The 19,532-nt window shown below is 68.4% G+C and carries 14 protein-coding genes; 9 read left to right on the plus strand and 5 right to left on the minus strand.

Features of this window, described 5'->3' with window-relative positions:
* The first annotated feature begins 16 nt into the window (after positions 1–16).
* Positions 17–448, plus strand: coding sequence for a YqaA family protein (locus tag HWX14_RS13075; RefSeq protein WP_175883097.1), 432 nt, complete (start codon positions 17–19; stop codon positions 446–448).
* Positions 449–586: 138 nt separating this feature from the next.
* Positions 587–2,569 (plus strand): methyl-accepting chemotaxis protein, encoded by a 1,983-nt coding sequence (locus HWX14_RS13080; protein WP_175883098.1) that lies wholly within the window; start codon positions 587–589, stop codon positions 2,567–2,569.
* Between the two features lie 37 nt (positions 2,570–2,606).
* Here HWX14_RS13080 and HWX14_RS13085 read toward each other — a convergent pair whose 3' ends face one another.
* A complete protein-coding gene (locus HWX14_RS13085; protein WP_175883099.1) occupies positions 2,607–4,259 on the minus strand; it encodes an acyl-CoA synthetase in 1,653 nt (550 codons plus the stop codon).
* A 168-nt stretch (positions 4,260–4,427) separates the two neighbouring features.
* Here HWX14_RS13085 and HWX14_RS13090 point away from each other — a divergent pair, with 168 nt between their 5' ends.
* The 6 genes from HWX14_RS13090 to HWX14_RS13115 all read left to right on the plus strand — a co-directional run bounded on the left by HWX14_RS13090 (position 4,428) and on the right by HWX14_RS13115 (position 13,505).
* Positions 4,428–5,171: a Crp/Fnr family transcriptional regulator gene (locus HWX14_RS13090; RefSeq protein ID WP_175883100.1), complete on the plus strand. Its 744-nt coding sequence runs from the start codon at positions 4,428–4,430 to the stop codon at positions 5,169–5,171.
* A 185-nt stretch (positions 5,172–5,356) separates the two neighbouring features.
* Positions 5,357–8,524: an efflux RND transporter permease subunit gene (locus tag HWX14_RS13095; protein WP_175883101.1), complete on the plus strand. Its 3,168-nt coding sequence runs from the start codon at positions 5,357–5,359 to the stop codon at positions 8,522–8,524.
* 36 nt (positions 8,525–8,560) lie between these two features.
* Positions 8,561–9,790 carry an efflux RND transporter periplasmic adaptor subunit gene (locus HWX14_RS13100; RefSeq protein WP_175883102.1) on the plus strand — a complete coding sequence of 410 codons (1,230 nt, stop codon included), beginning with the start codon at positions 8,561–8,563 and terminating at the stop codon, positions 9,788–9,790.
* Positions 9,791–9,795: 5 nt separating this feature from the next.
* Complete coding sequence (locus HWX14_RS13105) at positions 9,796–11,307, plus strand: efflux transporter outer membrane subunit (RefSeq protein WP_175883574.1); 1,512 nt, start codon at positions 9,796–9,798, stop codon at positions 11,305–11,307.
* 21 nt (positions 11,308–11,328) lie between these two features.
* Positions 11,329–12,024: a heavy metal response regulator transcription factor gene (locus tag HWX14_RS13110; RefSeq protein ID WP_175883103.1), complete on the plus strand. Its 696-nt coding sequence runs from the start codon at positions 11,329–11,331 to the stop codon at positions 12,022–12,024.
* Positions 12,021–13,505, plus strand: coding sequence for a heavy metal sensor histidine kinase (locus HWX14_RS13115; RefSeq protein ID WP_175883104.1), 1,485 nt, complete (start codon positions 12,021–12,023; stop codon positions 13,503–13,505). Before HWX14_RS13110 ends, HWX14_RS13115 begins: the two co-directional genes overlap by 4 nt.
* Positions 13,506–13,586: 81 nt before the next feature.
* On the opposite strand, the gene HWX14_RS13120 is transcribed toward HWX14_RS13115, so the two are convergent.
* The 4 genes from HWX14_RS13120 to HWX14_RS13135 form a co-directional block, all read right to left on the minus strand.
* On the minus strand, positions 13,587–14,627 hold the full coding sequence (locus tag HWX14_RS13120; protein ID WP_175883105.1) for a helix-turn-helix domain-containing protein: 1,041 nt from the start codon (positions 14,625–14,627) through the stop codon (positions 13,587–13,589).
* 144 nt (positions 14,628–14,771) lie between these two features.
* Positions 14,772–16,298, minus strand: a complete 1,527-nt coding sequence (locus HWX14_RS13125; RefSeq protein WP_175883106.1) for an amidase — start codon at positions 16,296–16,298, stop codon at positions 14,772–14,774.
* Between the two features lie 55 nt (positions 16,299–16,353).
* Positions 16,354–17,406 (minus strand): phenylacetaldoxime dehydratase family protein, encoded by a 1,053-nt coding sequence (locus tag HWX14_RS13130; protein WP_175883107.1) that lies wholly within the window; start codon positions 17,404–17,406, stop codon positions 16,354–16,356.
* A 95-nt stretch (positions 17,407–17,501) separates the two neighbouring features.
* Complete coding sequence (locus HWX14_RS13135) at positions 17,502–18,398, minus strand: transporter (RefSeq protein ID WP_175883108.1); 897 nt, start codon at positions 18,396–18,398, stop codon at positions 17,502–17,504.
* 512 nt (positions 18,399–18,910) lie between these two features.
* Here HWX14_RS13135 and nthA point away from each other — a divergent pair.
* Positions 18,911–19,510, plus strand: a complete 600-nt coding sequence (gene nthA / locus HWX14_RS13140) for a nitrile hydratase subunit alpha (protein WP_175883109.1) — start codon at positions 18,911–18,913, stop codon at positions 19,508–19,510.
* The last annotated feature ends 22 nt before the right edge of the window (positions 19,511–19,532 follow it).

Genomic DNA, 19,532 nt, shown 5'->3' on the forward strand with positions numbered 1-19,532 from the left:
CCAGTACAATCCCGCGATGTCCGAATTGCTCACTTACGGCGGCCTGTTCGCCGTGTCGATGGTCGCCGCGACCCTGTTTCCGCTCCAGTCCGAAGCCGTGCTCGCCGGCCTGCTGCTCGCCGGGCGCGAACCCGTGTGGGCGCTGGTGCTCGTCGCGAGCGTCGGCAACGTCGCCGGCTCGGCGATCAACTGGGCGCTCGGGCGCGGCATCGAGCACTTCCGCGAGCGCCGCTGGTTTCCGGTCAAGCCGTCCGCGCTCGCGCGCGCCGAGCGCTGGTACGCGCGCTACGGCCGCTGGTCGCTGCTGCTGAGCTGGGCGCCGGTGATCGGCGATCCGCTGACGATGATCGCCGGCGTGCTGCGCGAGCCGCTGCCGACCTTTCTCGTCATCGTGACGATCGCGAAGGTCGGCCGCTACCTGGCCGTCGCGTGGCTCGTCATCCACTGACTTCCGCTTTCCCTTCGCCCGCCTGCTGGTCCGTGATCCGCGACGCCCGCTAAAGATTTCGCGAAAGTTGCCGTATTAACGGGACCACGAGCGGTGACGCGTGCGTTCCGCCCCCTCTCACTCCACTCTGGATGTTCCATGAGACTGACCCAATTGGGCCGGGTGAGCGTCGGCGCGCGTCTGGCCGCGCTGGCGTGCGCGCTGGTCGCCCTGCTGTTTACCGTGTTCGCGTGGACGCTCGCCCATTTCGCCGGCCAGCAGCTCGCCGATGAAGCGCATAAGCGGATCGACGACAGGGAGCAGTCGATCCGCGCGATGGTCGACCTGTTCGACAAGGCGCTGACCGCCGAAGCCAATCGCTCGATGTCGCTGTTCGCGAGCTTCCTGCCGGCCGATTTCTCGCTCGACGCGGCACGCACCGTCGATATCGGCGGCGTCGCCGCGCCGACGCTCCTCGCGGGCGGCCAGCCGCTCGACCTCGATTACTCGATTCCCGACCAGTTCCTGAAGAAAAGCGGCGCGATCGCGACGATCTTCGCGCGCGATGGCGACGATTTCGTGCGCATCACGACGTCGCTGAAGAAGCAGGACGGCGCCCGCGCGGTCGGCACGAAGCTCGACCGCGCGGGCCCCGCGTACGCGCCGCTGGTGGCCGGGCGCAGTTACACGGGCCTCGCAAAGCTGTTCGGCCGGTCGTACATCACGCAGTACAAGCCGGTGACCGACGCGACCGGCCGCGTGATCGGCGCGCTGTTCGTCGGCCTCGACATCGGCGCCGAACTGAAGCTCGTCGAAGACGGCATCCGCGCGCTGAAGATCGGCGACAACGGCTACTACTTCGTGCTCGATGTGTCGCAGGGCCCGTCGCGCGGCGCCTTCATCGTGCATCCCGATGCGGCGGGCCAACCGGCCGACGACACGCGCGCGCCCTACGCGCAGATGCTCGCGACGGCCCAAGGCCGGCTCGCGTACACGTCGACCGACCCGGCCGCGCACGACCGCGGGCCGACCGCGAAAGTCGTGTCGTTCACGACGATTCCGCAGTGGCAATGGCTCGTCGGCGGCATCGCGCTCGACGACGAACTGCTCGCCACGATGCGCACCACCCGCAACCGCTTCCTGATGATCGGCGCCGTGCTCGTCGCGGCGTTCGCGACGCTGTTCGTCATCGTCGTGCGCCGCGTCGTGAGCCGGCCGCTGGAAGCCGCCGCCCGCGCGTCCGAACGCTATGCGGCGGGCGATCTCAGCGTACGCATCCGCGACGGCGCGGCCGTGCCCGACAACGCGGGCAACGACGAGATCGGCCGGCTCGTGCAGGCGGTCGACGGGATCGGCGACGGCCTCGCGCGGATCGTCGCGCAGGTGCGCAACAGCGCGGCCGACATCGCGCACGGCACGGTCGGCATCGCGGCCGGCAGCGGCGACATCGCCGCGCGCATCGCGACGCAGGCGAGCAGCGTCGAACAGACGGCCGCGAGCATGGAGCAGATCACCGCCGCCGTGCAGCAGAGCGCCGAGCACGCGGCGCAAGCCAACGCCCTGGTCGCGGACGCATCGGCCGCCGCGACGAACGGCGACGCCGCGGTGCAGCGCGTGGTCGCGACGATGGACGACATCGGCCGCGCGACGCGCCGGATCGCCGAGATCACCGGCGCGATCGAAGGCATCGCGTTCCAGACCAACATCCTCGCGCTGAACGCGGCCGTCGAGGCCGCCCGCGCGGGCGAACACGGCAAGGGCTTCGCGGTGGTCGCGGCCGAGGTGCGCGCGCTCGCGCAGCGCAGCGCGGCCGCGGTCAAGGAGATCGACGCGCTGAGCGCCGAATCGTCGACGACCGTCGAACAGGGTTACCGCATCGCGGACGCCGCGCGCGGCACGATGCGCGACATCGTCGCGCGGGTCGACCAGGTCCGCACGCTGATCGGCGAGATCAGCGCGGCGTCGCGCGAACAATCGACCGGGATCGAGCAAGTGAACCTGGCCGTCACGCAGATCGGCGAAGCGACGCAGCAGAATGCGACGCTGATCTCCGATGCCGAGCGCGCGGCCGTCGCGTTGCGCGACCAGGCCGCGCAGTTGTCGGACGCGGTCAGCGTGTTCCGGCTCGAACGCAACGCGTGACGGACGCCGGACGATGGGCCACGGCCGGGCGCGCCGCCTACTTCTTGTCGCCCGCCAGGTCGATCGCCTTGTCCGAGCCGACGGCATTGCGCAACTGGAACTTCTGGATCTTGCCGGTCGACGTCTTCGGCAGCTCGCCGAAGCGCACGGCCTTCGGCACCTTGAAGCCCGCGAGCAGTTGCCGGCAGTGCGCGACGATCTCCTCCTCGGTCGCGCTCGCGCCTTCGCGCAGCTCGACGAACGCGCACGGCACCTCGCCCCACTTCGGGTCGGGCATCGCGACGACGGCCGCGACGGCTACCGCCGGATGCCGGTACAGCGCATCCTCGACCTCGATGCTCGAGATGTTCTCGCCGCCCGAGATGATGATGTCCTTGCGGCGATCCTTGATGCGGATGTAGCCGTCCGGCGTCAGCACGCCAAGATCGCCGGTATGGAACCAGCCGCCGTGGAACGCCTCGTCGGTCGCCTTCGGGTTCTTCAGGTAGCCCTTCATGCAGATGTTGCCGCGGAACATGATCTCGCCGAGCGTCTCGCCGTCGGCCGGCACCGGCGTCATCGTGTCGGGATCGAGCACCGTCGCGCCCGCTTCGAGGTGGTAGCGCACGCCCTGGCGCGCATTCAATCGCGCGCGCTCCTCGTCGGGCAGCGCGTCCCAGTGCGCCTGCTTCGCGCAGACGGTCGCCGGGCCGTACACCTCGGTCAGCCCGTACACGTGCAGCAGGTCGAAGCCGATCTCCTTCATCTTCGCGATCACGGCCGGTGCGGGCGCCGCGCCCGCGACCATCGCGTGCACCGTATGGTCGATCCCCGCGCGCAACTCGGCCGGCGCGTTCGCGATCGCGCTCTGCACGATCGGCGCGCCGCAGTAATGCGTGACGCGCTCGCGGCGAATCAGGTCGAACACCGTCTTCGCGTCGAACTTGCGCAGGCACACGTTCACGCCCGCACGCGCCGCGACGGCCCACGGGAAACACCAGCCGTTGCAGTGGAACATCGGCAGCGTCCACAGATACACCGCGTGCTTCGGCATGTCCCATTCGAGGATGTTGCTGATCGCCGCGAGATACGCGCCGCGATGGTGGTAGACGACACCCTTCGGATCGCCCGTCGTGCCCGACGTGTAGTTCAGCGCGATCGCGTCCCATTCGTCGGTGGGCGGCGTCCATGCGTAGTCAGGGTCGCCCCCGGCCACGAACGCCTCGTAGTCGGTCGCGCCCGCGAAACGGTCGGGGTCGGCCGGCATCGCGTCGGCCACGCTGACGATCTTCAGGCCCGGCAGCTCGCGCGCCGCGCGATGCGCGAGCTCCGCGTATTCGGTGTCGACGATCAGCACCTTCGCCTCGCCGTGACGCAGCATGAACAGCACCGACGACACGTCGAGCCGCGTGTTGATCGTGTTCAGCACGGCGCCGGCCATCGGTACGCCGAAGTGCGCCTCGACCATCGCCGGGATGTTCGGCAGCAGCGCCGCGACCGTGTCGCCGCGCCCGACCCCGGCCTGCGCGAGCGTGCTCGCCAGCTGCTTCGCGCGGGTGCAGGTCTCGCCCCACGTGCGCCGCACGTCGCCGTGCACGATCGCGAGGCGCTCGCCGTAGACTTCGGCCGCGCGGATCAGGAAATCGATCGGCGTGAGCGGCACATAATTGGCATCGCGGCGGCCGAGCCCGGCCTCGAACATCTGCGTCATGATCCTGTCTCCCGTGTTCTGTCGACCGGGGCGCATGCACCCCGGATCGTTTTGATGTGGTTCAATTGCCGACAGCCTAACGGGCGCTATTGTGAGCCGTCTGTCATCGAAACGACAGAGTGCCGCTCGAGCGCTGCGCGTTATCCCTATCCTCGCAAACCCGCACCCATGCACGACCACCTCGACGCGGCCGCCCGCCCGGCCGACACGCTTCCCGAACCGGGCCCGCTGCCGCCGCTCGCGACGCTGTTCGGCCAGTGCGCATGGTTCCGCACGCTGGCGCCCGAACACCAGGCGCGCGTGCTCGCCCAGTCGCACGTCGAGCAGTGCGAGGCCGGCGACGTGATCGCGCGCCGGCTCGCGCCGTCCGAGTACTGGATCGGCGTCCATCGGGGGTTGCTGAAGCTCGCGATCTTCAACGTGTCGGGACGCGGCTGCACGTTCTCCGGCGTGCCGTCGGGCGGCTGGTTCGGCGAAGGCAGCGTGATCAAGCGCGAGCTGCGCAAGTACGAGGTCGTCGCGATCCAGCGCTCGACCGTGCTGTTCGTGCCGGTCGACACGTTCCATGCGCTGCTCGACACGAGCCTGCCGTTCACGCGCTTCGTGATTCATCAGCTGAACAACCGGATGGGCGAATTCATCGCGTCGATCCAGAACAGCCGGCTGCTCGACGTCGACGCGCGCGTCGCGCAGGCGCTCGCGCAGCTCTTCAATCCCGCGCTGTACCCGGACACCGGCCCGTCGCTGTCGATCTCGCAGGAGGAACTGGGGATGCTCGTCGGCGTGTCGCGCCAGCGGATCAACCAGGCGCTGCAGCAGCTCGAAAAGCTCGGCGCGTTGCGGCTCGCGTACAACCAGATCGAGGTCGTCGATCTCGACGCGCTCGCGCGCTTCGGCATGGAGCAGCTGTGAGTGCCGCCGGATGCGCGAAACCGTCGCCATCGCGGCGGCGCATTCCGTCTGCGGAATCGGCCGACGGCCGCCACGCCCCAACCTGACAATTCCGCCAGTTTCGCGACAGTAACCCGTGCCGGGCCGACGCCTATCATTCGGGTTCCCTTCACCGCCGCCCGATCACCGCCTGCCCCGCTGCCTTCATGTGGATCGTCAATCTCGCGCTCAGGCGCCCCTACACGTTCATCGTCATGGCCATCATGATCGTGCTGGCCACCCCGCTTGCGCTGATGCGCACACCGGTCGACGTGCTGCCCGCGATCAACATCCCGGTGATCAGCGTGATCTGGAATTACAGCGGCTTCTCCGCGACGGAGATGACGAACCGCATCACGTCCGTCCATGAACGGATCCTGACGACGACCGTCAACAACATCCAGCACGTCGAATCGACGTCGCTGCCCGGCATCGCGGTCGTGAAGGTGTTCCTGCAACCGGGCGCGAACGTGCAGACGGCGATCGCGCAGACGGTGTCGTCCGCGCAGGCGATCGTGCGGCAGATGCCGCAGGGCGCGACGCCGCCGCTCGTGATCACCTATTCCGCGTCGAGCATTCCGGTGATCCAGCTCGGGCTGTCGAGCAAGACGCTCAGCGAACAGTCGCTCGCCGACATCGCGCTCAACTTCCTGCGCCCGCAACTGATCACGGTGCCGGGCGTGCAGATTCCATTCCCGTACGGCGGCCGCACGCGCGTGGTCGCGATCGATCTCGACCCGCAGGCGCTGCAGGCGAAGGGGCTCACGCCGGCCGACATCGTCAACGCGGTCAACGCGCAGAACCTCGTGCTGCCCACCGGCACCGCGAAGATGGGCCAGACCGAATACCGGATCGACACGAACGCGTCGGCCGATACGGTCGCCGACATCAGCAGCCTGCCGGTCCAGACGATCAACGGCGCGACGACCTACCTGCGCGAGGTCGCGGCGGTGCGCGACGGCTTCGCGCCGCAGACCAACGTCGTGCGCCAGAACGGCCAGCGCGGCGTGCTGATCTCGATCCTGAAAAGCGGCGACGCGTCGACGCTCAAGGTGGTGTCGGACCTGAAGGCGCTGCTGCCGAAGGTGATCCCGACGCTGCCCGAGGGGCTCACGATCACGCCGCTGTTCGACCAGTCGGTGTTCGTGAACGCGGCGGTCCAGGGCGTGATCCACGAGGCGCTGATCGCCGCCGTGCTGACCGCGATGATGATCCTGCTGTTCCTCGGCAACTGGCGCAGCACGCTGATCATCGCGATCTCGATCCCGCTGTCGATCTTCACGTCGCTGATCGCGCTGTCCGCGCTCGGCGAGACCATCAACATCATGACGCTCGGCGGGCTCGCGCTCGCGGTCGGCATTCTCGTCGACGATGCGACCGTCACGATCGAGAACATCGAGCGGCATCTGCACCTCGGTACCGACCTGCACGAAGCGATCCTCGAAGGCGCCGGCGAGATCGCGGTGCCCGCGCTCGTGTCGACGCTGTGCATCTGCATCGTGTTCGTGCCGATGTTCTTCCTGACCGGCGTCGCGCGCTTCCTGTTCGTGCCGCTCGCGGAAGCCGTCGTGTTCGCGATGCTCGCGTCGTACGTGCTGTCGCGCACGCTGGTGCCGACGCTCGCGATGCTGCTGTTCCGCCCGCAGCAGGCGAGCACCGGCCCCGCCGCTTCGACGTCGCGCTTCGCGCGCATCCATCACGCGTTCAACCACGCGTTCGAACGGCTGCGCGCGTGGTACATCGTGCTGCTCAGCATCCTGCTCGTGCGCCGCCGCTTCTACGCGCTGTGCTTCCTCGCCTTCTGCGTGCTGTCGACGGGCCTCGTGTTCGTGCTCGGCCGCGATTTCTTCCCGAACGCCGATTCCGGCAACCTCCGGCTGCACGTGCGCGCGCCGACCGGCTACCGGATCGAGGAAACCGCGCGGCTCGCCGACCAGGTAGAACGCGTGATCCGCGAAACCGTGCCGCCCGACGAACTCGGCGCGATCGTCGACAACCTCGGCCTGCCGGTGAGCGGCATCAACCTGTCGTACAGCAACGCCGGCACGATCGGCACGCTCGACGGCGAGCTGCTGATCGCGCTCAAGCCCGGCCATCGCGCGACCGGGCACTACGTGCAGACGCTGCGCACGCTGCTGCCGCAGCGCTTCCCGGGCGTCGAGTTCTTCTTCCAGCCGTCGGACATCATCACGCAGATCCTCAACTTCGGGCAGCCGGCCGCGATCGACGTGCAGGTGCTCGGCAACGATCTCGCGAGTAACATGACCATTGCGAGCAGCCTGATGAAAAAGATCAGGCAAATCCCCGGCGCCGTCGACGTGCACGTGCTGCAACGTAACGACGAACCGACCCTGCTGGCCGACATGGACCGTACGCGCATGCAGCAGCTCAATCTCTCCGCGCAGAACGTCGCGCAGAACATGCTGATCTCGCTGTCGGGGAGCTCGCAGACGACGCCGTCGTTCTGGATCAACCCGCGCACCGGCGTCCAATACCCGCTGCAGATCCAGACCCCGCAATACAACCTGTCGTCGGTCGACGACCTGCTCGGCACGCCGATCTCCGCCAGCGGCCGCACGGGCATGCCGCTGCAGCTGCTCGGCAATCTGGTGCAGGTGCGCAGCACCGTGAACCCGGCCGTGATCACGCACTACAACATCCGCCCGGCGATCGACGTGTACGTGAGCGTCGAGGGCCGCGATCTCGGCGCGGTCGCGGGCGAGATCGACCGCATCGTGGCCGACGCGCGCGCGACGCTGCCGCGCGGCACCGACCTCACGATGCGCGGCCAGATCGAGACGATGCGCACGTCGTATGTCGGCCTCGGCGCGGGCGTCGCGATGGCGATCGTGCTCGTCTACCTGCTGATCGTCGTCAATTTCCAGTCGTGGCTCGACCCGTTGATCATCATCAGCGCGATGCCGGCCGCGCTCGCCGGCATCGCGTGGATGCTGTTCATCACCGGCACGCACCTGAGCGTGCCCGCGTTGACGGGCGCGATCATGACGGTCGGCGTCGCGACCGCGAACAGCATTCTGGTCGTGTCGTTCGCGCGGCAACGCCTCGCGGCCGGCGCGCCGCCGCTGACGGCCGCGCTCGAAGCCGGCGCGACCCGGATCCGCCCGGTGCTGATGACGGCGCTCGCGATGATCATCGGGATGGTGCCGATGGCGCTCGGTCTCGGCGAAGGCGCCGAACAGAACGCGCCGCTCGGCCGCGCGGTGATCGGCGGGCTGCTGCTCGCGACCGTGTCGACCTTGCTGTTCGTGCCGCTGGTGTTCGGCGGCGTGCATGCGCGACTGGCCCGGCGACGCGCGCGCCAGGCCGGACACTGACTTTCGCCCCACTACCCGGTTGAATTGGTTGAATTCATGGAAGAGAAACATCACAGCGCCGTCGGCATCCAGGTGGACGAACACGGCATGCACCTGCCGGCGCGCGCATCGGTGTCGCGGCGCGGACGGATCGTCCTGATCGTGATCGGCGTGCTGCTGGTGGCGGGCGCCGCGCGCACCATCGTCGTCAACGTGCTGAACCGGCATCATCTCGACGCGGTCGCCGAGCAGAACACGCGCCAGTACGTGAGCGTCGTGCATCCGGTCGACGCGGCCACCGGCGGCAAGCTGACGCTGCCCGGCACGCTGCGCGGCTTCGTCGAGGCGCCGATCTATGCGCGCGCCAGCGGCTACGTGCTGCGCTGGCAGGCCGACATCGGCGCGCACGTGAAGCAGGGGCAAACGCTCGCCGAACTCGACACGCCGGAGCTGAACCAGGAACTCGCGCAGGCCACCGCGCAGCGTCAGCAGGCGCAAGCCGCGCTCGCGCTCGCGAAGACGTCGTTCGACCGCGCGCAGCAGTTGCGCCAGCGCGATGCGGTGTCGCAGCAGGAACTCGACGACCGGCAAGGCACGTTCAACCAGGGCACCGCGAACCTCGCGGCGGCCGATGCGAACATGCGCCGCCTCACCGAGCTGAAGGGCTTCCAGCGGATCGCCGCGCCGATCGACGGGATCGTCACGCAGCGCAACGTCGACGTCGGCGATCTCGTCAATTCCGGCAACGCGGGCCGCTCGCTGTTCACGGTCGTGCAGGCCGACCGGCTGCGCCTGTACGTGCAGGTGCCGCAGGCGTATGCGCAGCAGGTGAAGGTCGGCCAGCACGTGAGCGTCGCGCAGGCCGAGCTGCCGGGTCGGACCTTCGACGGCACGATCACGCGCACGTCGCAGGCGATCGACGTCGCGACGCGTTCGCTGCAGATCGAGATCACGCTGCCGAACCCGGACGGGCGGCTGCTGCCCGGCGCGTACGTGCAGGCGACGCTGCCGATGACGCCGGTCGGCCGCCTGCAGGTGCCGGCCAATACGCTGCTGTTCCGCGCCGAAGGCCCGACGGTCGCGACCGTCGATGCGAACGGCAAGGTCCGCCTGAAGCAGGTGACGGTCGTGCGCACGATCGGCCAGACGCTCGAAGTCGACGGGCCGATCACACCGAACGACCGCCTCGTCGCGAACCCGAGCGACGCGCTCGCGACCGGCGACGCGGTCGTCGTGCAGGCGCCGGCGGCGCAGCCGGCCTCGGCCGTCGCGGGAGCGAAGTCGTGAGTGCGATGCGCACTTGCGTGCACCCGGCCGCGATCGGCGCCGTCGCAATCGTCGCGGCCGCGGTGCTCGCCGGCTGCACGGTCGGTCCGGATTACCGGCGCCCGCCCGTCGACACGCCGGCCGCGTGGCGGCTCGACCCGGCCGACGCATACTGGCAGCCGGCCGCGCCGGCCCGCGCGCCGCTCGATCCGGCGTGGTGGACCGCGTTCGGCGACGCGCAGCTCGACGCGCTCGAAGCCGACGCGCTGCGCAACAACCAGAACCTGAAGGCGGTGGCCGCGCGCTACGACCAGGCGAAGGCGACGCTCGCGTCGGTGGCATCCGCGCAGTATCCGGCCGTCGGGCTGAGCGCGAGCGGCCAGCGCTTCAAGATCTCCGCCGACCGGCCGCAGACCAACTACGCGACGCAGAGCATGTCGACCGTGCAGAACGACATCCAGGTCGGCGCGGCGGTCAGCTACGAACTCGACCTGTTCGGCCGCGTGCGGCGCAACGTCGAAGCCGCGCAGGCCAGCACCGAGCAGTCGCGCGACGATTTCGCGAACGCGCGCCTCGTGCTGAGCGCCGATCTCGCGTCGAGCTATTTCACGCTGCGCGAGCTCGATACCGAGATCGACGTCGTCAAGCGCTCGATCGACCTGCAGCAAAAGGCGCTCGATTACGTGAGCGCGCGCCACGACCTCGGCGCGGTGTCGGGCCTCGACCTGTTGCAGCAGCGCGCGCAGCTCGACGCGACGCGCACGCAGGCGCAGTTGCTGATCCAGCAGCGCGCGCAGGTCGAAACCGCGATCGCGACGCTGGTCGGCACGCCGGCCCCCGCGTTCTCGCTGCCGCCGCGCGTGGTGCCGATCAACGCGCCCGCGCTGCCGACCGGCATGCCGAGCGACCTACTGCAGCGGCGGCCCGACGTCGCGTCGGCCGAGCGCGCGATGGCCGCCGCGAACGCGCAGATCGGCGTCGCGCGCGCCGCGTATTTCCCGCGCATCACGCTGTCGCCCGACATCGGCTGGGACGCGACGCGCTTCGCGGGCCTGTTCACCGTGCCGGCGCTGCTGTGGTCGGTCGGCGGGTCGCTCAGCCAGCCGCTGTTCGAAGGCGGCAAGCTGAAGGCCGGCGTCGATTTCGCGCAGGCCGGCTACGTCGCCGCGCAGGCCAGCTACCGGCAGACCGTGCTCACCGCGTTCCAGGAGGTGCAAAATGCGGTGACCGGCCTGTCGGTGCTCGCGCAGGCGGCGCAGCAGGCGTCGGCGGCCGTCGACGACGCGCGCAAGCTCGTGTCGCTCGCGCAGGACCGCTACGCGGGCGGCCTGACGCCGTTCATCGATGTGCTGACGGCCCAGCAGCAGTTGCTGACGAGCGAGCGCCAGGCCGTGCAGATCCAGGGCCAGCGCGCGGCGCTCGTCGTGTTTCTCGCGAAGGCGCTCGGCGGCGGCTGGGACGGCGATGCGGCGAACGGCCCCGCGCCGTCCGACGTCGCGTCGGCGGCCCCGCAGCGCGACGCGGGCGTCGGCCCTTAACCCGGTTAGCGGACAACGAACATGAAAGTGCTGATCGTCGAAGACGAACCGAAAGTCGTCGAATACCTGAAGAGCGGCCTGACCGAGGAAGGCTGGGTCGTCGATACCGCGCTCGACGGCGAGGACGGCGCGTGGAAAGCCGTCGAATTCGACTACGACGTGGTCGTGCTCGACGTGATGCTGCCGAAGCTCGACGGCTTCGGCGTGCTGCGTGCGTTGCGCGCGCAGAAGCAGACGCCCGTGATCATGCTGACCGCCCGCGATCGGGTCGACGACCGCGTGCGAGGCTTGCGCGGCGGCGCCGACGACTACCTGACCAAGCCATTTTCGTTCCTCGAACTGATCGAACGGCTGCGTGCGCTGACGCGCCGCGCCCGCGTGCAGGAATCGACGCTGATCTCGATCGGCGACCTGCGCGTCGACCTGATCGGCCGCCGCGCGAGCCGCGACGGCGCGCGGCTCGACCTGACCGCGCAGGAATTCCAGCTGCTCGGCGTGCTCGCGCGGCGCAGCGGCGAGGTCTTGTCGAAAACGACGATCGCCGAGCTCGTGTGGGACGTGAACTTCGACAGCAACGCGAACGTCGTCGAGACGGCGATCAAGCGCCTGCGCGCGAAACTCGACGGCCCGTTCGCGGACAAGCTGCTGCATACGATCCGCGGGATGGGCTACGTGCTCGAGGCGCGCGAAGACGGCGACGCGGAGAGACACGCATGAAACGCTCGATCACCCTGCGCCTGTCGGCGATGTTCGGCATCGTGTCGCTGCTCGTGTTCACGCTGGTCGGCTGCGGGCTGTTCGTGATGATGGAGCGCCAGTTGCTCGCCGAGCTGCGCGCGACGATCGACACGCGCGCGAAGGTCGCGCAGATGATCGTGTCGCACGCGACCACGGCCGCGCGCGGCCGCCTGATGCAGGAAAAGCTCGCCGACCTCGAACCGCCGGACGGGTCGACGCGCTATCAGATCGACAGCCCCGACGCCGATTTCCGCTTCGGTCATTCGGTCGACGGCGTGCCCGTCGGCCAACCGTTCGGTGCGTTCCAGCAGTACGCGCTCAACAACAGCAGCTACGACGTGATGACGAAGACCGTCGCGATCGCGGGCAGCGGCGAGCGCCCGGACGTGAAGCTGATCGTCGCGTCGTCGTGCGAGCGCACGCAGCGGATGCTGCGCCGTTTCGCATGGACGCTGGCCGCTTTGATCGCGACGGCCACCGTCATCACGCTGCTGCTGAGCCGCGCGGTCGCGCGCTTCGGGCTCGCGCCGCTCGACCGGCTGTCGCAGGATGCCGCGAGCGTGAGCGCGACGAACCGCCGCCAGCGGCTGCACACCGACGCGCTGCCGACCGAGCTGCGCGATCTCGCGACGTCGTTCAACGGCGCGCTCGAACGCATCCAGCAAACCTACGCGCGGCTCGAAGCGTTCAACGCGGACGTCGCGCACGAGCTGCGCACGCCGATCAGCATCCTGATCGGGCAGACCCAGGTCGCGCTGACGAGCCGCGACCGCTCGGTCGACCGGATGCGGCAGACGCTGCAGTCGAACCTCGAGGAATTCGAGCGGCTGCGCGTGATCATCAACGACATGCTGTTCCTGTCGCGCAGCGACCGCGGCGAACGCGCGACCGACCTGAAGGACGTGTCGCTCGCCGACGAGGTGCGGCGCATGCTCGACTTCCTCGAAATTCCGCTCGACGAGGCGCAGTTGCGCGCCGAACTGCACGGCGATGCGCGCGCGGCCGTCGATCCGTCGCTGTTCCGCCGCGCGATGACGAACCTGCTGATCAACGCGATCCAGCATTCGACGCCCGGCGCGACGCTGAACGTGACGATCACGCGCCGCGACACGCTCGTCGAGATGGCCGTGTCGAACCCCGGCGAGCCGATCGACGCGGTGCAGCGCTCGCACGTGTTCGAGCGCTTCTACCGGCTCGAGGAAGCGCGCGCGAACAGCAACGAAAACCACGGGCTCGGGCTGTCGATCGTCAAGGCCGTGGCCGAGATGCACGGCGGCGGTGTGTTCGTCACGTGCTCGGGCGGCGTCAACACGTTCGGCTTCTCGGTGTCGACGCAGCCGTGGTCCGGCGGGCCGCAGCGTCCGGCCGACGCCGCCGGCCCGGCCGGTTCCGCCGAGCCGGCCGATCCGGCGGATCCGCGCGGCGCTCGCCCGGCGCACGTGCCGCGCGCGTTGCACTGATGGCGTCGCGCCTGTCGACGTCCAGCCGCTTGCGATCGGCGCTTGCCTGACGCGAACGCGAACGCGGCCCATGACGACGCGTTACGCGCGCGGCTTGCCGCCCTGCTCGCGCCACGCCCGCGGCGACATCGCGAACCGCTCGCGAAACACGCGACTGAAATGCGACATGTCGTTGAATCCCCAGCGCAACGCGATGTCGGATACGCGCAGCACCGCGCATTGCGGATTCGCGAGATCCTGCGCACACCGTTCGAGCCGCAGGTTCAATACGTAGCGCATCAGCGACGTGTTTTCGGCCTCGAACAGCTTGTTGATGTACCGCGACGAAATCCCGATCGACCGCTCGATCATCATCGGGCTCAGCTCCGGGTCGTGCAGGTGCTCGAGCAGATGCCGCTTCACGCGCGTCAGCGTCAACGCCTTCATCCTCGATTGCGCGAGGTCGTTGCGCTGCATGCCGCCGAGCGTCATCGCGATCAGCGAGATCGCGGTATCCGACAACTGCCGCATCTCGTCCTCGGTCACGCTGCGGATCTGCGACGACATCTGCTCGAGAAACGCACGCATGACGCTGCCGACGCCCTCCCCGGTGTGCGTCGGGCAGGCCGTGCGGTGTTCCATCCCGACGACGAGCTGGTTCAGGGTCGCGCGGGGAATGCTGACGACGATCTCGCGCCACGACTGGCCGAACTGCAGGTGGTGAGGCCGGGTCGCGTCGTAGATCGCGAAATCCCCGGGGTGCAGCGTGACGATCTTGCCGTCCTGCTCGACCGACTGGCTGCCCTCGAGCATCAATACGCCGAAGTACTTGTCCTCGTACTCGCTGCGCGCCTGGCGATAGCGCCGGATCACGGCCTGCTCGCTGGCGTGGATTTCCGAGATCCGCATCTTGTCGCATTTGCGCTGCCGCACCTGGCCGAAGAAATCGGCTTTCTGCACGGCCGCGATCTGCACGTCCGCGAACAAACGCAGAATCGTCTCGCGCCAAAACTCGATACGCTGGCTGACCGAGCCGTCGGTCGCCACCTCGATGGCCGAATTCGTCCATTCGTCCGGCGGGCTGTCGGCCGCCGGGCCGGGCGCGTCGCCGCTTGCGGCGCGCGGGAAAGGACGCATCGTCATGGTCGTGCCCCACATGGGTTAGCCAACACGCAGTCGGTAGCGTGCCCGTTCAAAAGCGCATTGTCCAATCGGCCAGCGCGAAAGCCGCGTGGCCGGCCGGACCGACAGGCGGCGCGGCGGCGATGCGCTGCCGCGCCGGGCCTGTCATGCGAAGGTCGTCTGACGCCAGTCGGAAGACTGCTCATACGCATAGGCGCAGCGGTAGAGCGTCGCCTCGTCGAAGCGGCGCCCGACCAGTTGCAGCCCGATCGGCAGATCGTCGGCCACCCCGCACGGCAGCGACATGGCCGGATGCCCGGACACGTCGAACGGCGCGGTATTCGCGAGCATCTCGAACGCCCGCGTCAGCGACTCGGACATCGCACAGCCGGGCTCCGGCAGTGCCGACGCGCGGATCGGGACGGTCGGCATCAGCAATACGTCATACGACTGCAGCGCCGCGTCGTAAGCCGATCGCAAGCGTCGCGCGAGGTTCTGGCACTTCGCGTAATAGCGCCCGCGATACCGGCTCGTGAAATATTCGCCGAGCAGCATCGTCACCTTCACGGTGTCCGGCAGTTCATCGGCGCGCTCGCGCCAGCCCGCGTGATGATCGATCATGCCGGTCACGTACAGGCCGCCCCAGTTGAAACCGTGGCTGTTGCCCTTCATCATCTGCTGCGTCGCCCCCTCGGCCGCAATCGGCAGCCAGATCGCGGTGCCGGCCGCATGCAGCGGCACCGACACTTCGTCGACGCTCGCGCCCAGCTTGCGCAGCCGGAGCGCGGCGACCCGCACGGCCTCGTCGACCACTTTCTCCGAATTCGCGAGCCCGAACGCCTCGCGCAGAATGCCGATCCGCAGGCCCGCGATGCCGTCGCGGATCGCGCCGAGATAATCGGCGCGCGGCGGCAGCATCCGTTGGCGCGGATCGAGCCCGTCGTCGCCCGCGATGACGTCGAGCAGCAGCGCGTTGTCGAGCACGGTGCTCGTCATCGGCCCGAGATGATCGACGGTCGCCTCGATCGGCATCGCGCCGGTGTATGGCACCAGCCCGTGCGTCGGCTTCATCCCGTAGATGCCGCAATAGGCGGACGGGATTCGCACCGAGCCGCCCTGGTCGCCGCCGAGCGCCATGTCGACCTCGCCGCTCGCGACCAGCGCGCCGCTGCCGGACGACGAGCCGCCGGACGAGTGCCCGGCCTTGCGCGGATTGTGCACCGGCCCCGACGCGCTCGTGTGCGAGCCGCCGGAAAAGCAGTAGTACTCGCAGGTCGCCTTGCCGGCGATCGTCGCGCCGGCGTCGAGCACCCGCGTGACGACGGTCGCATCGACATCGGGCACGTAGCCCTCGAACGTGCTCGCGCCATTGCGCATCGGCACACCGGCGACGCAGATGTTGTCTTTCACGGCCACCGTCTTGCCGCGCAGCTTGCCGTCGGCGGCGCCGTGGATCGTGCTCTTCTGCGCCCATGCGCCGTAACGGTTCTCGTCGCCTTCCGGGCGGTAGCCGGGCGTGCGCGGATACGCGACGACGGGCAGATGGTCGGGCAGCGCATCGATCACGTCGTACGCGTCGAAGTTCGCCTGCAGCGCCTCGTCGTATTCGGCGAGCTGACGGGAATCGACATGAAAGCCGAAGCCGGCTGCAATGTCGGACAGTTGTTCGCGGGTCGGGCGTTTGATGGCCATCGACGTTCTCCAGTTCGGTAAGCGGCGCCGCCGGCGTTGGCGGCGCCGGCGGGATTCAGCGGGCGACGGCGTCGCGCATCAGCCCGGTGCGCGGATGACAGTTCACGTATTCGTAGACCTGATGCGTTGCGTCGAAAACGGAAACCTCGTGATACAGCCGCAGTTTCGACAGCCCGGTGACGACGCGGAAGAACGTGACGAAGATCCGCAGGTGCGTCGGATGGGACTCGGCCCATCGCTCGAGGCGGTCGAGCGAGCGCCAGTGGCCGATGTTGTAACTCTCGTCGAGCACGTTGCCGTCGAGATCGATCGAGCGCACGTAGCGATTGCTGTAGCAGCCGACGTCCTTGCCGTTGTCGCGCAGGAAGTCCATTCCGCTGCGCAGCGTCGGCTCGATCTCCTCCAGATACAGTCGGCGCTCGTCAGTCTCCGCCGCGCGCCAGTCCTGACCGGACCGGATCAGCGCGATGTTGTCGTGTGCGAGCACGACCACACGGCCGCCGCGAGCCGGATCGCCGTCGACGATGCGCAACTCGCCGTCCGCGGCCATCCAGTCCGTCTGCGAGATCGGGAACCGGTCACGCATCGATCCCCAGTAGCCGTGCTCCTCGATCTCGCCGCTGACGCCGTCCATGATCGCACCGACGCCGGGGAAATCGCTCGTGAATGCGTAAAGCGTCTCGAACTGCTCGGCGCGCGGCGCGACGATTTCCCGGAAGTAGCCGATCCCGTCCGCGAGGCGTGCGTCGGAGGCCCACCATTCGACGAGTGCCGGCGACGCGATCCAGCGCGCATACGCGGCCGGATCGCGCCAGTAGCCGACGGCAATCAGGTTCTCGTAGCCCTCGTCGTCGGTGTGTTGCGTCAGGTCGAAGTTGTTCGGGCCGTCCTCGGCACCGAAATCGGCGACGATCCGGCGCAACGCGGCCAGCGCCGCGGCGCGCTGGTCGGCGCCGCGATACTGGACGCCGAAATAGCCCATCACGACCTGGCTCAGGTCTTCGGCGGCCCGCGCGACGTACATCGGGAACGGCGGCTGGTAATCGTCGGCGACGCGGCGTGACAGCGTCCGCGGGCAGATCAGGTGTTTGTCGATGGCGGATTCCATGCGTGACCTCTGTGGAAAGTGAATTGGGTGTCGTGCTATCTGCGTTGGGGACACTGAGCGACATGCACCGGCCATATCCCGGCGCATGCGGGCCGTCAGAAGATGTGCGCGTAACGCAGACCGGCGAGCACGCTGTTCTTCGGGCCGTTGCGCACGCTCAGATCGGTGCCGAGCTGGATTTGCACCTGGTCGGCCTTCGTCACGAACTTCGCCGCGGTGATCCGCAGGCGCGTGGTGCGAAGCGCGTCGTTGTTGTCCGCGCCGTCGACGCTCGTTTCACCGCCCCAGAGCTGGGTGATGCCGATGCCGAGCGACGTGCCCGGATCGGGCATGTAACGCACCATCGCCTGGGCGCTGTAGCTCATCCGCTGATGCAGCGTCGCACCGTTCGCGCCGTACGACGTGTTGTTGCCGTACCAGATCGCGTCGCCGACGAGATCGAGTGCCCACTGCGGCGAAAAGTGCTTGACGTAGGCGGCCTGGAAATCGAGCGACCAGCGGTTGGCGCCGAGATTGAGGCCCCGGTTCTGGTCGTAACTCCCGGTCGGCGCGTAGACGTAGACCGTCGCGGCGACGACGTCCTTCGCTTCGTTCAGGCGGAATTTCAACGGCGCGGTCAGGATCACGTCGCCGACACCGTTCGTACTGCCAAGCGCGCCTGCGTTGCCGAAGCTGCTGATGTGACCGAACGGCAGCAGCACCTGCGGATCGATCGTGAGCCTGTCGGTGAGCTGGAACACATGCAGCAGGCGGGCGATGCCGACATTGGACTGCAGGTCGAAATCCGACGTCCGCTGGCCATTCGCGTAGTACGCGTTGGTCGCCGAATAGTTGTAGTACAGCACGCCGATCGTCGCGCCCACCGGATACTGCTCGTAGTCGCCGGGATCGACCTCCACCGCGCCCGCGTAATGCGATGCGACGACCATCAGCGACAGGCCGATCCAGCGCGCGATTCGCTTCAGCTTCATTCTGTTGACGTTGTCCATCATGCTCCTCACCTGGATGCGCAGACACCGCCACGCTCGACGTACGACGAACGGAAACCGTTGCCGGACGGTGGAATCGCGGGGTGCTGGCAGACTGTTATTCCGCCGGGACTCGGGCGAGTGCCGACGATTCGCGACATCGAACGGCCGTCGCTTGAGGATGAGAATAGAAAGGCAAAATCCGCATTTCTGTTTTCCGGCGGAACAAGAAATTGGCTGTGGCGGGCCTCCTCGGCCAGCGCCCCGCAGCGGTCGCGAAACGTGCGCGGGCGGCCGCCGTTTCATGCCGGACACGCCGTCGATGCCGCGCATCGTCGTGCATCCGGTGCGCATCGGCCCCTGCCGCGCAACGGGGCCGTCTCGGCATAGTTTCCGATCCGTGCCGGCAAAGAACCGCGCTTTTTCTCTTCTTACCCTGCTCATCGAGCGTGACCGACACGACGCGCCATCCCCCGCCACGGCAGCCGCAACGCCGTGGCGGCGGTCGACCCGAACCACGACAAGGAGCCCCCACGATGAACCCGATTGCTTCCGAGGAAACAGCGTCGACGCCCGGCGAACGCGCCTGGGCGCTGTTTCGCGTGATGAAAGAGAAGAACCTGATTCCCGACGGCTATATCGAAAACCTGACCGAGCTGATGTCCACGACCTGGGATCCGGCCAACGGCGCGCGCATCGTCGCGCGTGCGTGGGTCGACCCGGCGTTTCGCGAACTTCTGCTGAAGGACGGCACGGCCGCCTGCGCGCAGTTCGGCTACACCGGCCCGCAGGGCGAATACATCGTCGCGCTCGAGGACACGCCGACGCTGAAGAACGTGATCGTCTGCAGCCTGTGCTCATGCACGAACTGGCCGGTGCTCGGGCTGCCGCCCGAGTGGTACAAGGGCTTCGAATATCGTGCGCGGCTCGTGCGCGAAGGGCGCACGGTGCTGCGGGAGCTCGGCACCGACCTGCCCGACCAGGTCGTCGTGAAGGTCTGGGACACGACCGCCGAAAGCCGCTATCTCGTGCTGCCCGTGCGGCCGGCCGGCAGCGAGCACATGACCGAGGAACAACTGCGCACGCTCGTCACGAAGGACGTGCTGATCGGCGTCGCGCTGCCGCGCGCGCACTGACGCGCACCGCGTTTCGCTCTCA

Origin of the sequence: Burkholderia sp. BCC0044 (genome assembly GCF_902832955.1) — a bacterium.
GTDB lineage: Bacteria > Pseudomonadota > Gammaproteobacteria > Burkholderiales > Burkholderiaceae > Burkholderia.